At 41.9% G+C, this 15,810-nt stretch carries 11 protein-coding genes; all 11 read left to right on the top strand.

All coding sequences use genetic code 11. From position 1 onward, the window contains the following. Nucleotides 1–33: 33 nt before the first annotated feature. The 11 genes from FW774_RS20945 to FW774_RS17695 all read left to right on the top strand — a co-directional run bounded on the left by FW774_RS20945 (nucleotide 34) and on the right by FW774_RS17695 (nucleotide 15,790). The gene (locus FW774_RS20945) at nucleotides 34–267 is read left to right on the top strand and encodes a T9SS type A sorting domain-containing protein (RefSeq protein WP_149349536.1); all 234 of its coding nucleotides are present in this window, start codon (nucleotides 34–36) and stop codon (nucleotides 265–267) included. Between the two features lie 191 nt (nucleotides 268–458). Further along, nucleotides 459–1,175 carry a FadR/GntR family transcriptional regulator gene (locus FW774_RS17650; protein WP_149349537.1) on the top strand — a complete coding sequence of 239 codons (717 nt, stop codon included), beginning with the start codon at nucleotides 459–461 and terminating at the stop codon, nucleotides 1,173–1,175. A gap of 495 nt (nucleotides 1,176–1,670) precedes the next feature. Further along, complete coding sequence (locus tag FW774_RS17655) at nucleotides 1,671–2,696, top strand: nucleoside hydrolase (RefSeq protein ID WP_149349538.1); 1,026 nt, start codon at nucleotides 1,671–1,673, stop codon at nucleotides 2,694–2,696. A 15-nt stretch (nucleotides 2,697–2,711) separates the two neighbouring features. Continuing rightward, on the top strand, nucleotides 2,712–3,818 hold the full coding sequence (locus FW774_RS17660; RefSeq protein ID WP_149349539.1) for a sialidase family protein: 1,107 nt from the start codon (nucleotides 2,712–2,714) through the stop codon (nucleotides 3,816–3,818). A 261-nt stretch (nucleotides 3,819–4,079) separates the two neighbouring features. Beyond that, nucleotides 4,080–6,671, top strand: coding sequence for a glycoside hydrolase family 31 protein (locus FW774_RS17665; protein WP_197739880.1), 2,592 nt, complete (start codon nucleotides 4,080–4,082; stop codon nucleotides 6,669–6,671). A 48-nt stretch (nucleotides 6,672–6,719) separates the two neighbouring features. Then, complete coding sequence (locus FW774_RS17670) at nucleotides 6,720–7,886, top strand: sialidase family protein (RefSeq protein WP_197739881.1); 1,167 nt, start codon at nucleotides 6,720–6,722, stop codon at nucleotides 7,884–7,886. Between the two features lie 33 nt (nucleotides 7,887–7,919). After that, nucleotides 7,920–11,045 carry a SusC/RagA family TonB-linked outer membrane protein gene (locus tag FW774_RS17675; RefSeq protein WP_149349540.1) on the top strand — a complete coding sequence of 1,042 codons (3,126 nt, stop codon included), beginning with the start codon at nucleotides 7,920–7,922 and terminating at the stop codon, nucleotides 11,043–11,045. An 18-nt stretch (nucleotides 11,046–11,063) separates the two neighbouring features. After that, the gene (locus FW774_RS17680) at nucleotides 11,064–12,992 is read left to right on the top strand and encodes a RagB/SusD family nutrient uptake outer membrane protein (RefSeq protein WP_149349541.1); all 1,929 of its coding nucleotides are present in this window, start codon (nucleotides 11,064–11,066) and stop codon (nucleotides 12,990–12,992) included. A 60-nt stretch (nucleotides 12,993–13,052) separates the two neighbouring features. Continuing rightward, the gene (locus tag FW774_RS17685) at nucleotides 13,053–13,988 is read left to right on the top strand and encodes a DUF6772 family protein (RefSeq protein WP_149349542.1); all 936 of its coding nucleotides are present in this window, start codon (nucleotides 13,053–13,055) and stop codon (nucleotides 13,986–13,988) included. Further along, nucleotides 13,988–14,323 (top strand): hypothetical protein, encoded by a 336-nt coding sequence (locus FW774_RS17690; RefSeq protein WP_149349543.1) that lies wholly within the window; start codon nucleotides 13,988–13,990, stop codon nucleotides 14,321–14,323. Before FW774_RS17685 ends, FW774_RS17690 begins: the two co-directional genes overlap by 1 nt. A 3-nt stretch (nucleotides 14,324–14,326) precedes the next feature. Then, the gene (locus tag FW774_RS17695) at nucleotides 14,327–15,790 is read left to right on the top strand and encodes a sodium:solute symporter family transporter (protein ID WP_149349544.1); all 1,464 of its coding nucleotides are present in this window, start codon (nucleotides 14,327–14,329) and stop codon (nucleotides 15,788–15,790) included. The last annotated feature ends 20 nt before the right edge of the window (nucleotides 15,791–15,810 follow it).

Raw genomic sequence — 15,810 nt, forward strand, 5'->3', positions numbered from 1 at the left:
GCTGTAGATTTTACTGCTGCTAAGTCATCGGTATTGGTATATCCTAATCCGGCTAAAGAGGCATTACATATTAATATGGATGATGGAGATTATACCCGGTTATCCATGTCAGATGTAAACGGTAAACAAATGAAGACTGTGAATCTACCTGCGAATGTTAAGGAGTTTAAAATAGATACATACAACTATCCGCCAGGGTATTATATCATTTATTTGGACGGAGTTTTGGGACGTATAGTTAAAACGTTTGTGAAAGTATCAGATTAAACGCAAACTGAAAGAGTTATTTATATTAATTAATAAGTAGTTATTGATGCCAAGGGTCTGGTTTTTTGCCGGACTTTCTTATTTTCGACAAGCGGTCTCATGAATGTGTGAAAGCCGGAAGTTCTTTCTTTAATTAACTTGTTCTACATATAAACAAAATTTATCATTTTTGTAGCACTAAAAATAAATATATGTCAAAATACGACTTGAGCCAGGATCTAAAGCGCATTACATCTACTACCATGGCCGATATCGTGGAATTGCGTTTACGGGAATACCTGAAAAAGAAATCGTTTAAGCCTGGCGATCCGCTCCCCAAGGAATTAGAATTAGCCGAGGCTTTGGGCGTTAGTCGTAATGTAGTTCGCGAAGCGCTTAGCCGTTTGCGAATGCTGGGAATGATCGAGTCGAAGAAAAAACGCGGAATGATCCTGGCCCGGCCGGATATTTTAGGGGCTTTTGAACGGGTGCTTGATCCGCTGATCATTGATAAAGATACCTTGCAGGATATTTTTGAGCTTCGTTTGGTGCTGGAAATTGGCCTGGCCGATCTGCTTTATATCCGGAAAACGGATAAGGATATTGAAGAGCTTGAGCATATTGCAAAAAATGAAGTACGCACTGAATCAAGTTTCCGTATTAAAAACGAAATAGCCTTTCATGGTAAATTATATGAGATAAGCGGTAACGATACGCTAAAACGCTTTCAGAATATGCTGCTTCCTATTTTTGGTTATGTAGTTGCTTCTGAGAAAGAATTCAGGTCGGGAAAAGTTACCCACTCAGACCTGGTAGAAATTCTTAAGAAAGGAAACAAAGAAGATTTCCGGCAAGGTATGCTGGAACATCTGAAACCGCATTTTGATAAACTAGAGAAGACAGAAACTACAGATACTTTAACTGATTAATATAGATTTCTGTAGTTTGTGACTATAAAAATAAATGCAAGATATTATCCAATATCTAAAGAACCTTAATACAGGCTCTTTCTTTTTATACTACATTTCAAGACAGGATAAACATTATTCCCCCAGCTTTTTAAAGAGACTTCAAAAAGTAGAATATTTTTTTTGTAAGATATGTTATTCATCATCTTGATAACAGAATAAAATAGATATAGAGGTCAAAAGTAAATTTTATTTTGATTTAATCATATCTATTGTATATTTGTAAATATGTTCTACATAACTAATTATAGGCCTTGTGGAAATAGCCAATTATAACAATCAATTCATACGCATGAGAGATACATTTAAGGGATTAATTAAACCTGTTTTTATACAAACTAATAGAAGCTGGTTAAGCTGTTTAGCAGGAGAAATGTTAGGTGGTAGAAAGGTAATCGCTATCAATTTCGCAGGATCATTCTGATAGTGTGTATTGTGAGAATAGCAGGTTTATATATGAAGACTAAATATTCTGTAGCCGTAATCGTCTTGCTTTGGATACTGTTACCTGTGTTGCAATCAGAAGCCCAGTTTATACCATCGAAGCATCAGAAGGTCCGCGTGATCTTTGATAGTGATATGGGACCCGATTATGATGATGTTGGTGCTATTGCACTATTACATACTTATGCCGATAGTGGCTATGTGGATATTCTGGCAACTATAGCCAGCACAAAATATGGAGGTGTTGCCAGTGTATTGAATATTTTTAATACCTATTTTAAAAGACCGGATATCCCGGTAGGAGTGCCTGTTACAGGGTTGATTCTGCGGGATCCGCAATCCTGGAGTGATTCTTTAATCGCAAAATACCCACATCGCATTACCAGTAACAACCAGGCTTATGAGTCTGTGGCATTGTACCGGAAGATATTAGCAGCACAACCAGATCATAGTGTTACACTCATCACTGTGGGTTTTCTCACGAATATTGCCCATCTGATGCGATCCGGACCTGATCAATACTCCGCTTTGGACGGCGCCAGTCTGATCGACAAGAAGGTTAAGGTAATGATTAGTATGGCGGGTAAGTTTCCTAAGGGCAAGGAATTTAATTTGATCAGGGATTCCTCTTCTGCATATTATGTACTAAGCAACTGGAGGAAACCCTTGCTGTTTTCAGGTTTTGAGGTAGGGAAGAAAATCAAAGTTGGATTAAAGTTAATTTCTGACAATAGTATCCGGTCAAGCCCTGTTAAAGATGTGTACCGGATTTGCATGTTAAAGGATAAGGTTGACAGCGTAGGAAGGATGAGCTGGGATCTTACAGCCGTTCTTGCAGGAATTAAAGGTTATGTTCCATACTATTCTTTGCAACGGGGAAATATTATTATCCATAAAGATGGCAGCAATGAGTGGAAGGATGATGAAAACGGCAAGCAGGCATATCTTATCGAAAGCATGGACTACAGAAAAGTTGGCGATATATTAGAACATGCTATGATGCATCAGCCCATGAATAGTGTGTTAAATAGTAAATAAAATAAAGTGTTAAAAATGAAGTTATTGTTTGCTGTTTTTTTCTTCTGTTTACAGATCCCGTCTTTTGCTCAAACATTTGTGCAATCTGTATTGTGGCCTCAGGGGATTGATTCGGCTGATTTGGTAAAAGAGCACTTCGTATATGGACTTGCCCAGGCCAATAACGGAGATGTGCTCGCATTTGCTGAAGGACGTATTCAATTAGGTGATGATCGCCCGCACCATATTGTTTTAAAAAGGAGTAAAAACAATGGAAAAGATTGGTCACCCTCGCAGATAATAGTGCGAAGCACTAACGGCGAATCATTTACTAATCCCACACCGGTAGTAGATAAAAAAAGTGGAAGTATATTTCTTTTTTATGCCCGTAATTTTAGCAATGATTCCAGCAAAGTATATTATATAACCAGCAGAGATCATGGTTCTACATGGTCTTCAGCCACCGAAGTTACCCGTCTGTTTGATGGTGATTCACTTAAAAGACCCTTTCATTTACCGGGCCCTGGCCACGGCATTACCTTGAGCAATGGACATATGCTGGTACAGGTTTGGCACCGGTATTCTGTTAAAAATCCTATTGCTGACAGGAAATATGGTGTTTCAATAATCTATAGTGATGATCATGGTAAAACCTGGAAGGCGGGAGGGTATGTCCCGGGAGTGGATAATTTTTCAGCAAATGAATCCAGGATAGTAACTATTGGTAATAAGGTTATGGTAGATGCAAGGTTAGCCGATACCGCTTCTTTTGTCCATCGTGTGCAATCCTTTAGTGACGATGGTGGTCTAAACTGGTCATGGCCGCAATATAGCACGATAGAACCATTTCCCTCAGTAGATGCAGGCCTTACTTCCCTAACACATAAAGGACACACTTACGTGTTATGCACACGTCCCTTGGGGCCAGGAAGAAACGATCTGGCAATCAGTTATAGTACCGACGGGGCAAAAAGCTGGTCAAAACCGAAGTTATTGTTTAAAGGGCCTTCTAATTATTCAGATATCATTGAGCTTAAAGACCATTCCTTTTTAGTACTCTATGGCCGGGGAAAACCCCGCTATGCGGCTGCAGTGCGATTTGACTGGAAGTGGTTAACAAGTGATATAAAAACAGATAAGTGAGGTATTCGATGGACATACAAGTACTGATCATATTGGGAGTTGTTGAATTAGTATTATCCCTCAGTTCTGCAAGGGTAATGCATTTCGGAAGCCGAAAGGTTAATGGACAAAATGCAGAGTTATCCATTCAGTTACACTTAAAAGAGTAGCGTACTATTGTTTTCCGGATCAGCCTTATTAACAGGCAAAAAAATTTTGAATTTTAATAAGATATACCTTACATTTGAAATGTACTACATAATAACTAATAAACCTAATATCATGACAAGAATCCTGCTGCTGCTTTCTGCTGTTTGCTGTGTAATGCAGGCTTTAGCAAATCAATATAACCCCGTTGCAGACCCTGCTGCAATAGTGAAGGCCTCAGCTAACGTACGGTTTACCGTGTTAACTCCGCAGCTGATCAGGATGGAATGGAACGAGAAAGGGATTTTTAATGACCATGCATCTTTTCTTGTAGTTAACAGGAAACTGCCGGTGCCGGCTTATCATACCCGTACTGAATCGCATTGGTTTATATTAGAGACATCGGGCCTGGAACTCCGGTACAAGCTGAACTCCGGGAAATTTGATTCATCAAATCTTAGTATTTCCTTGAAACCGGGGAGGAAGATTAAGTGGGTTCCCGGCATGGTTCAACAACAAAACCTTAAAGGTACAGCCAGAACACTTGACCGGTTTGACGGAGATTCAAATGTTGTCAAAAAACAAAGATTAAAACTCGAAGACGGAGTTTTAGCCAGGGATGGCTGGACGCTATTTGACGATTCTAAAAATTTTTTATTAGATGAAAGTGACTGGCCGTGGGTAATGGAGCGTAAAGATAAAAACGGGTTAGATTGGTATTTTTTGGGTTACAAAAGTGATTATAAACAGGCACTTTATGATTATACGCAGATAGCTGGGAAAGAACCGCTACCGCCCCGGTATGCTTTTGGATACTGGTGGTCTCGCTACTGGAGCTATTCTGACAATGAACTGCGGGATGTAGTAAATCACTTTGAGCGTTATGATATTCCGCTGGATGTGCTTGTGCTCGATATGGATTGGCATAATACAGACAGTATCCATGCCCGTCCGGATGAATTTGGGCAGCGGAAATGGTGGACAGGATGGACCTGGAATAAGCGTTTGTTTCCTGATCCCGAAAAGTTTTTGCAATGGGCGCATGGTAAGAAGATCAAAACCACGCTGAATCTTCATCCTGCATCCGGGATTGCCCCTTTTGAGTCACAATACAGCGCTTTTGCCCGCAGAATGAATTTTGATACAACAAGCAGGCGGAACATTCCTTTTGAAGGGTCAAACAAAAAATTTATGCAAACCCTGTTTGACGTAGTACTCAGACCTATGGAAAAACAGGGAGTAGATTTCTGGTGGCTGGATTGGCAGCAATGGCTGGAGGATAAGAAAATAAAAGGGCTGCAAAATACATGGTGGCTTAATTATGCCTTCTTCACTGATATGGAAAAGAACAGGGATACAAGACCGATTTTGTACCACAGATGGGGTGGATTAGGTAATCATCGTTACCAGGTAGGGCTTTCCGGGGATGTGATCATATCCTGGAAATCCCTGGAATACCAGCCATATTTTACAAATACGGCTTCAAACGTATTATACGGTTACTGGAGCCATGATATAGGCGGTCATACATACGGGAAACAAGGAATAGGGATCGATCCGGAGTTGCAGACCCGGTGGGTGCAATACGGTGCTTTAAACCCAATATTCAGAACTCACTCTTCCAAAAATCCTTTGTTAACGAAAGAACCCTGGAGCTTTAAAGGCGCTTTTTTTGATGCCCAGTATGATGCGATTAAGTTAAGATATATGCTGCTGCCTTATATCTATACCATGGCCCGGTATGCCTATGATACCGGTATATCATTATGCCGGCCAATGTATTATGATTACCCTAAAAAAGAGGAGGCATATCAGTTTGACCGGCAGTACATGTTCGGTAATGATATACTGGTTGCACCTATTGGCAGTCCTATGGTCAACGGCTTTTCAACGGTAAACGTATGGTTGCCCGAAGGAAACGATTGGTATGAATGGCCTACAGGTACTTTATTGAAGGGCGGACAGATAGTGCAACGTGAATTCAGCATTGACGAATATCCTATTTATATAAAGGCTGGGGCGCTGATTCCCATGTATGGCGATGAAGTGAAAAATCTGTCTTCTAATCCCGACAGGATAAAGCTGGGTATATTTCCGGGTTCAGCAGGTTCAGCAAGAATGTATGAAGATGCAGGAAACAACAAGGATTATGCATCGCAATATGCTTATACAAATTTTACATCAACTGTTTTGCCGGATGGTTCGTTACAGGTTGTTATTGAGCCTGTCAAGGGAACTTATGCAGGTATGAAACCTAAACGGAACTATCTTCTGTCGTTTTATGGTTATGCTGTTCCGGAACGGGTTACCGTAAACGGAGAAGAATTTACCTATCAGGATACTGCTGCAAAAGGATGGCATTATAATAGCACAGAAATGAGCGCTAATATTAGTATTCCAGGTGTTGCTATAAATAAGAAGACCATCATTAAATTGAATTTCGGATTAAATACAGGTCTCTCTGTTAACAATGGGCTCAAAGAGAAATTCAAACGGCTGAGCAGGGTTACTACCGAGCTTAAGAACAAGGATGCCAATATTGTTATTCCGGTAACGATAGGGAATTTAGAAGAAACTAACCGGCGCCTGGAATATAATCCTGAACAATTTAAGCAGATTATCCGTCAATTCAATGCTGATTTTCCGAAGATCCCGGAAACGTTAAAAAGTCTTGGCCTTGATAAAGCTACTGAAACCTGGTGCTTGTCATATCTCGGATTCAGGTAAAAGATATAAAATAATAAAATGCTCTCATTTTTAATTAATACAAAAGTTATGAAAAGAAGAATTTCTTTTGGGCTGTTCATGCTGAGCGTAAGCTGTATGTTTTCTTTGGTTGCATCAGGCCAGGTGAATGGAACCGGGAAAGTCAGATGGGTTGACCTCTCTGCTGACACTTCAAGACAAGTTGTGGTTGCACGGGGTACCGATGAAGTATATCAGGGCCATACCACGACAGTTTTGTTACCGGATGGCAAAACGATGTATTGCGTATGGACAATCGGACATGGCGGATATTGTGGCCCGATGAAACGCAGTGATGATGGCGGGCTGACCTGGACAGATCTGCTGAAGGTTCCTGCTAATTGGAAAAATGTAAAAAATTGTCCTGCTATCTATCGGTTACCAGACCCTAAAGGCAATTATAGGTTATTCGTTTTTGCCGGTAGAGGGCCGGATGGCGGAATGTATCAGTCAGTTTCTGAAGATGGGGGGAAAACCTGGTCGCCTATGGTTTCAAATCATACAGGACCAAACGTAATGCCCTTCTGTACGGTTGAGCCTATCGATAGCGGAAAACGTTTACTAGCAATGTCTAATATCAGGAGGCCCGGAGAAGTAGAAGATAAAAAATCTAATGTGGTGGTACAGAGTTATTCATCAGATGGAGGATTTACGTGGACTCCCTGGAAGATCGTATTGGATACTCCTGGGTTTAAACCATGTGAACCCGAGATCATTCGCTCACCTGACGGTAAAGAACTATTATGCCTCATCAGGGAAAATCAAAAACGTGAATCATGGTATATGGTAAGTAGAAATGAAGGCAAAACCTGGTCTAAGCCGCAGACACTACCTAAAACTTTATTTGGTGACAGGCATCAGGCCAAGTATAGCCGTGATGGCCGATTGGTAATTGTATTTCGGGATACAGGAAAAGATAGCCCCACTCGGACACATTTTGTGGCATGGATTGGAAAATATGAAGACATCGTAAAAGGAAGTTCCGGGCAATTTCGTGTAAAACTGCTTCACAGTTACAAGGGATCTGATTGTGGTTATTCCGGACTTGAATTACTTCCCGACGATACATTTGTTGCCACCACGTATATCAAATACAGGCCGGGACCTGAAAAAAATTCTATTGTCAGCGCCCGGTTTAAAATCAGCGATATCGAAAAACAAGAAAATACCACCTTAAATCAAATGTTACAGAATTAGATCTTAAAACTAACTAACTATAAACCTTTTGTTATGAATCCAAAAAAACTGTTTTTAACTTGTATGCTGCTATTTTGGGGTATAACCATGTTATACGCCCAACAGCGAACCGTAAGAGGTACTGTTACCGATGCTTCTTCCGGAGAGAAAGTTGCTGATGTTACCGTAGCTGTTGTCGGCACTAACATCATAATAAAGACAAATGAAGCCGGGCAATTCGTAATAAACGTGCCCAATGCCAACGGTACGCTCCGCTTCACACATACCTCGTACCTGCCCCAAACCATTGCCTTAAAAGGGAAGTCTGTACTGGATGTTGTTCTGACAAAGAGTGCCCAGGCTCTGGATGAAGTTGTGGTGATTGGTTATGGAACGGTGCAGAAAAAAGACCTTACAGGTTCGGTAGGGAAAGTAAATATAGACCAGATGACTAAGGCTCCGGTTGCTTCTTTAGATCAGGCACTGGCCGGAAGGGTAGCGGGCGTAAATGTTACATCTACGGATGGACAGCCCGGCGACGGTTTGAATATTGTGATCAGAGGTAATAACTCTGTAACCTACAGTAATAATCCATTGTATGTTATCGATGGCTTCCCCATGGAGGATTTTAATACATCTACGCTCAATATGAATGATATTGAGTCTATAGATGTCCTCAAGGATGCTTCCGCCACGGCTATTTATGGAGCCAGGGGTGCTAATGGAGTAGTGATCATTACGACGAAAAGAGGTAAGGCAGGAAATGCCAAGATCAGTTATCAGGGATCAATGGGGCAATCAGTTGATGGTGGTCACAAATATGAATTGCTCTCACCTTACGAATTTGTAAAACTACAGTTGGAAATAGATTCAGCTAGATCTGCGCCCTTATATTTCAGGGGCGATCGGCAAAGCCTGGAAGATTACCGGAATGTAAAAGGGATTGACTGGTATGACAAAATTGTAAGGCCGGCCGGTTTTCAATCACATAGTATTAATGTGACCGGTGGTAATGCCAATACCAAATATCTGGCTTCGGGGTCGTATACAGGTCAGGACGGACTTATTATAAACAGTGATTATTCACGTTACCAGGCAAGACTAAAGCTGGACCAAAATATCAGCAAACGTGCACGGTTCGGAATGAACTTTAACTACGCGAATGAAAACAGGAAAGGTATCCGTCCCAGGAATCAGGAAGGTAAGGCACAGGGTTCCGGTACTTCGCAGGTACTCAATCTTTTATATCAAGCCTGGACCTACCGTCCTATTACGGGCGTGGGTAACATAGATCTTATCGACAGCGATATTGATCCGGAAATAGGAGATTTTGTTTTTAACCCTTTGTTATCGGCCCAAAATCAAAGTGATATCAATAAAATAAATACACTTACCCTAAATGGATATATTGAGTATGATATCATGAAATCATTAAAATTACGGGTAACGGGAGGGGCAAATCTCCTTAACAACAAGGATGAGATCTTTAATAATTCACGTACACGCGGTGGAAGTCCCGCTACAGCTATTGGCCAATCCAATGGCCCTAATGGTTCAATTTCACAAAGCAATGTGGTCAATCTCAGCAATGAAAACAGCCTTACTTATGATAAACAGTTTAACAGGAACAATCGCCTGACAGCAACCGGTGTAGTTTCCATCCAGACCCGAAAGCAGGACGCATTTGGCTATAAAGCCAATAAAGTACCTAATGAAGAGTTAGGCGTAAGTGGTTTGGATGATGGGATCGTATATGATAAGTCCTCATCTTCTACCCGCTGGGGATTGGTATCTTTCACAGGAAGGGTGAATTATAATTGGTACAAAAAATATTTATTTACTGTAACAATGCGGGCAGACGGCTCTTCTAAGTTCCCGCCAAATAGTAAATGGGGGTATTTTCCTTCCGGGGCTTTTGCCTGGCGGTTAGGCGATGAAGAATTTATGAAGCACCTGACATTTATTAGTGATGCCAAGCTTCGGGCCAGTTACGGTTTAACAGGAAATAACCGTGTATCTGATTTCGGATATCAGCAGCAATATGTATTAGGAACCTATTACTCATTTGACAATTCTCCGGTTAATGCATATTATTCCAATAATTTCGCGAATGAAAATCTGAAGTGGGAAACCACCAAACAACTGGATGCCGGGCTGGAACTTGCTTTCTTGAAGAACCGGTTGAACCTGGAGGTAGATTATTACAAGAAGCAAACATATGATCTGCTGCTTAATGCTACGGTAGCTACCAGCACAGGTTATTCCAGCGCTCTTGTAAATATAGGCCGTACGCAGAACAGTGGATGGGAATTTACCTTAAGCTCTACAAATATTCGTTCAAAAACATTTAGCTGGACTACAGATTTTAATATCTCCTTTAACCGGAATAAGTTATTAGGATTAGTGGGAGGCGAAGATACCCGTTATACAACCGTGCCCAGTCTTAGCACCGCCTTTGGAAACCCCGCCTGGATCAGTCGGGTAGGTGCTCCTATTACACAGTTCTATGGTTTTGTATATGACGGTGTTTATCAGGCAAGTGATTTTGAACCGGATTCAAAAACGCCAACTACTGGCGGTACTTTGGGTACGCCTGCCTGGAAACCCGGAGATGCAAAGTACAAGGATATTACAGGAAATGGGGTAGTAGACGATGACGATCGGGTTATTTTAGGAAGCCCCTATCCCAAACATGTGGGAGGCTTGAACAATAGTTTTACCTATAAAGGATTACAATTGGATGTGTTCTTTCAGTGGTCTTACGGTAATGACATACTGAATGCCAATAAGGCTTTCCTGGAGAGTTATAACGCTATTGCTCTTGGCCGGAACTTATTAGCCAGTTATGCCAACCACTGGACACCGGACAATACTCAAACCGATATTCCTAAACCTAATGCGCAAGGGGTAACCGGTATCTGGTCGAGCCGTTATATTGAAGATGGATCCTTTTTACGCTTAAAAACAATATCTCTTGCCTATAATATTAATGTAAAACGGATAAAACCGATTAAATCGGCACAGGTATTTGCCCGGGCGCAAAACTTATATACATGGACTAAATATTCCGGGCCGGACCCGGAGGTTTCGACGAAAGGATTTGGCCTTACTTCCGGATTTGATTTCTCGGCGTATCCCATTTCCAGTACCTATGTACTCGGATTAAACTTGAATTTTTAAACATTAAATAATACTACAATGACACGATTTGCCATTTTTATATTAACACTGTTAATAATAGGCTTTAGTTCAAGCTCATGTAAAAAAATATTGAATCCATCGCCCACTGATTTTTTAGATGCCAATACATTTTATCAGAAAAAAGCCAATTTAAATGCGGCTCTGGCGGGAGTTTACGCTACTTTAGGGAGCAGCTCTTTATATGGAGAAACATACCAGTGCTATATTACCTCAGGTGCGGAGGATAATCTGGTCTTTCAGGGCTCTATTGGTAACCCTAAAATTGGTTACTATAATGAAACTGCTTCTTATAATGAGTCCACACGCATGTGGGCAAACCTCTATGCAGGAATTAACAGGGCTAATGATGTGCTGGAAAATATTAATATACCGAAAGACATTTCAGATGATGAGAAGAAAATAGTAGAAGGTGAAACCCGGTTTTTAAGAGCGTATTATTATTTTTTGTTAACACAATGGTTCGGCAATGTGCCGCTTCGTCTTGAGTCGTCAACATCTCCAGATCAGGCTAATAAGGCATTTACCTCTTCAAAGGAGATTTATGATTTTGTGATTGCTGAAATGGAGCAGGCAGATGCCCTCCTGGCGGGGCAGACTGCCGATAAGATCACTAATAATGAAAGGGTTACACAAACTGCAGTTGAAGCAATGTTAGCACGGGTTTGCTTATATGCTGCGGGTGAGCCCATTAATGACAAATCAAAATATCAGGATGTTATTAAATGGTGTAATAAAGTGATTAGTTCCGGGTTGCATCGGCTGAATCCTGATTATAGGCAGGTGTTCAAACTTCAGCTTACTGATCAGTATGATAATACATACAGAGAAAGTATTTGGGAAGTTGGTTTTTATGTCAATACAGCAGCGCCCGAAACGAATTCCGGTAAATGGGTACGTGTAGGTATACAGTCTTCCAATGACCTTGTGGGACGATGTGATGGATGGATAGTTAACCATCCGTTGGCTTATAAAACGTATGAAGGAATAGGCCTGGTTGCTCTTACCGGCACTACCCAAACCATTACAAACGATGTAAGTCCGGATACAAGGAGAGACTGGAACATTGCGCCCTTTAAATATTCCGGAGGCTCAACCACTGCTCCTCCCACTAAGACGGCACTTTCCGCAACTAACATTTGGGGGCGGTTCCCGGGCAAATGGAGAAGAGAAGAAGAAATTGCTCCTCATGATCCCACAAAAAGTCCGGCTAATATTCCGATCATACGCTATGCTGATGTTTTATTAATGCTGGCCGAAGCAGAGAACGAACAGAACCACGGGCCTACCGATGAAGCAGTGGGTTATGTAAACCAGATAAGAGATAGGGCATATATGGAAAGCACTCAGGGGAAAATGCTGATTAATAATATCGTTGTTACTAACGGAGGTTCGGGCTATACGGCTATACCCACAATTACTATTTCCGGCGGAGGTGCTACAACAAATGCTACAGCAAGGGCTTTCCTGAATGGCACAAGCCTGGATCGCATATTACTCTCGGGAGCCGGAGCCGGCTATACCTCATTACCTACCGTGACCGTCTCCGGCGCAGGGTCAGGTGCAACCGCCAAAGCAGTTGCTTTAACGGATTACCACCTGAAGCCGGAACAGTATGAAAACTATGATGCGTTTCGGAAGGCTATACAGGATGAACGGTTAATGGAATTTAACGGCGAATTTTTGAGAAGACAAGACTTGAAACGCTGGGGCATTCTGATACCAACAGTAAAAAGGATGGCTGAGGTTGCCCGATCCGGCGATCCGGCTATGGGAATCGCTGCCTGGAAATCTGGAAGTGGTGTACCAGCCCAGGCACATTTTGTACTGCCTGGAGATAATATATCAGAAAAAGATATGTATCTGCCTATTCCGCTTCAGGAGTGGTTGTATAACAAACTTGCTGACCAAAATGATGGATTTAAATAACAGTAGGTTTACCGGATGTGGCAGATCAGAAGAATGATGACGATTTTAAACAAATAATTTATGAAACATGTGCTCGCTTTAGACGGCGCTTTAAGCAAATTTAAACCTCTCCAAACAATTATAAGTTATGATGACTTCGACAGGGGACTCTGTGGCTGGATAGATCTGCACCCGAACTATGTAGGCGAAAATTTTAATACACTGCGTTACAGTCATGTGGATAAAACGCAATGGGGCCCAATCATGCTGAGCTCAGCTAGTTTCCGCTTTGCAGGAACGCATGGTTCTATGGATGGTACCTACTCCATGAAACTATCAACGCGGCCTGTTGCCGGTAAGTATACGAAAGCTCCGGTACCGGGAAGTTTATCGCATGGCATTAAACGGCTGACAACACATCTTCCCAAAGGCCTCCGGCAATTCGAAATGTGGTATGCGTATACCCCAGAGCAGGACCGGCAGGGATTAAGCGAACAGGCAATGAGGGCGTTCGGAATGTTTTTCGATATCCAGGACGATGATTACCGCTATTTCATTGGTGCACGATATTTGAATGCTGTAGATGGACAAATGGTGAGAAAATGGCAGGTCTTTCAGGCAAAGGACGTAAGTGACTTAGAATGGGCATACGGTGTTGAAAACGATTGGTGCAAACGCGGTATTGATGCCATGTGGTATGGTAAGCGTCGGCAGGATGGATCTACGGATGGTTTTGAATGGATTCCGGAGGGTTACCAGGATCTATGTTATAACGAAAGCGATGATAAAATTAACTGGAGCTATTTCCGTCTGCTTATTGATACGGAAAAAAGGGAGTATGTGGAACTGCAATCTGGTAGCACTGTTTTTGATCTGCGGGGGATGAAACCTACACTTACAGCCCCCTATGCACGGATAAAAGGACTTTTTAACCCCGGAGTTTGGGTTGAGAATGACACCGACCGACGCGTATTTTTTTACATCGATTCAATAGTTATTTCAGGAGGAGATGAATAATGAAAAACTTTCAGGCATCGGCGGTGGAACGCCGCATAACAGTAACGCATGATTTTGCATCTCATCCGATGGAAGCGGGCTGGGCTTCAGAAGCTATATTCTTTATAATCGTTGAAGAAGTGTCAGGAGCACAAGCCACGCTGGAAACCTCGGTGGAAATATCCGCGGATGGTATTAACTGGATTGATGAAGGAACATCGTTCGCCGCAATTCATTCGCCGGGACATTACGCTGCGAAAGTATCCCATTTCGGTAACTGGTTACGGGTTCATGGTAAAATTACCGGAACAAATCCTGCGTTCAAGCTTTCCGTTCATCTTCATCTTAAGGGTTAAGGCATGCATCAGATTGATTATATAATCCTGATTGTATACTTTGTTGGCGTTGTGGTGTTGGCTGGTTTCTTCAGCAGATCGCAACGCTCCCTGAAAGACTATCTGATGGGAGGCCGGACCATCCCGTGGTGGGCAGCTGCACTGGCGGGAATTGCAACAGTAACCAGCGCCATTTCTTACATTGGTGCTGTGGGTTTGGGGTACAGCACCAACTTTTCTTTCCTGCAATACCGCCTGGCCATACCCATTGCCGCTTATATTATTTGCATAATTATCTTACCGTTCTTTTTTAAACTCAAGCTTTACTCTATTTATGAGTACCTGGAAAAGCGCTTTAACCTTACCGTGAGACTGGTGGGCAGTGGATTATTTATCCTGTTTAAAAGCTGCTTTTTAGCCGTTGGGATCTATGCACCCGCTATTATATTAAGTACGCTTACGGGTTTAAATATATTCTGGGTGGTGCTGATAACCGGTATAGTAACTACTTTATACACCATGGCGGGTGGGATGAAAGCCGTGATCTGGACAGATATCCCCCAGTTGATCATCAAGTTTGGGAGCATATTTGTCATTATCGGCGTAGCAGTGGCGGGAACTGACGGCGGATTTAGTACAGTATGGCAACTGGCTCATGAACATGGAAAATTTGAATTCTTTAATTTTTCAACCGAACTCTCAAAACCATATACGGTCTGGAGCGGAATCATCGGGGGAACTTTTCTGATGGTTTCGCAATTTGGAACAGACCAGGCCGAAATGCAACGGTTTTTAACAGTCAATTCGCTTCGCAAAGCTAACTATGCTTTTATTGTATCCTTGCTGGTAGCTACTTTGATAGGGTTCCTGATCTTTTTTGAAGGAGCAGTTCTATTTGCTTTTTTTCAAAATAAGGGAGAATCCAACATCCCTACAAACCAGGTTTTTATCAGGTTTGTGATTGAAGATTTGCCCATCGGTTTCCGGGGTTTCCTGATAGCTGCGCTTTTTGCTGCCGCCATGTCTACTATTAGTGGCGTCTTGAATTCACTGACAACGGTAACCCTGTCCGATTTTTACAATCGTTTTAACAAAAAAGAAGCATCGGTTCGCCGGGCGAGGATAATTACCTTGTGTTTTGGCGTGTTTTCGACACTGCTGGCCTGTTTAGGTGGCGTGTTAGGTAATCTGCTGGAAACGGCTACAACGATCAATAATTTTTTTGGAGGAGCCCTGGTAGGTATTTTTTTATTAGGCATGCTCAGCAAACGGGCGAATCCAAAAGGTGCATTAATTGGGTTTATAGTGGGGTTTATTACGGTGGTCTGCATAGCCGGTTTTACAGATATTTCTTTTATGTGGTATAGTGCATTCGGAGGCGTAACAACTATGCTGGTAGGATGGGGTATTTCCATTATTTGGAAAGAAAATCCTTCAAAGCAGCAAAGCGAACCTTTGGAACGAATTTCAAACGAGTATTCTTCTTAACGAATATTAATAATGATAAA

This window comes from Pedobacter sp. BS3 (genome assembly GCF_008274585.1).
Taxonomy (GTDB): domain Bacteria; phylum Bacteroidota; class Bacteroidia; order Sphingobacteriales; family Sphingobacteriaceae; genus Hufsiella_A.

Excerpts from the sequence above, each read along its gene's own strand:
- FW774_RS17650 (WP_149349537.1), top strand. The coding sequence starts at position 459 with ATGTCAAAATACGACTTGAGCCAGGATCTAAAGCGCATTACATCTACT.
- FW774_RS17655 (WP_149349538.1), top strand. The coding sequence starts at position 1,671 with ATGAAGACTAAATATTCTGTAGCCGTAATCGTCTTGCTTTGGATACTG.
- FW774_RS17660 (WP_149349539.1), top strand. The coding sequence starts at position 2,712 with ATGAAGTTATTGTTTGCTGTTTTTTTCTTCTGTTTACAGATCCCGTCT.
- FW774_RS17665 (WP_197739880.1), top strand. The coding sequence starts at position 4,080 with ATGACAAGAATCCTGCTGCTGCTTTCTGCTGTTTGCTGTGTAATGCAG.
- FW774_RS17670 (WP_197739881.1), top strand. The coding sequence starts at position 6,720 with ATGAAAAGAAGAATTTCTTTTGGGCTGTTCATGCTGAGCGTAAGCTGT.
- FW774_RS17675 (WP_149349540.1), top strand. The coding sequence starts at position 7,920 with ATGAATCCAAAAAAACTGTTTTTAACTTGTATGCTGCTATTTTGGGGT.
- FW774_RS17680 (WP_149349541.1), top strand. The coding sequence starts at position 11,064 with ATGACACGATTTGCCATTTTTATATTAACACTGTTAATAATAGGCTTT.
- FW774_RS17685 (WP_149349542.1), top strand. The coding sequence starts at position 13,053 with ATGAAACATGTGCTCGCTTTAGACGGCGCTTTAAGCAAATTTAAACCT.
- FW774_RS17690 (WP_149349543.1), top strand. The coding sequence starts at position 13,988 with ATGAAAAACTTTCAGGCATCGGCGGTGGAACGCCGCATAACAGTAACG.
- FW774_RS17695 (WP_149349544.1), top strand. The coding sequence starts at position 14,327 with ATGCATCAGATTGATTATATAATCCTGATTGTATACTTTGTTGGCGTT.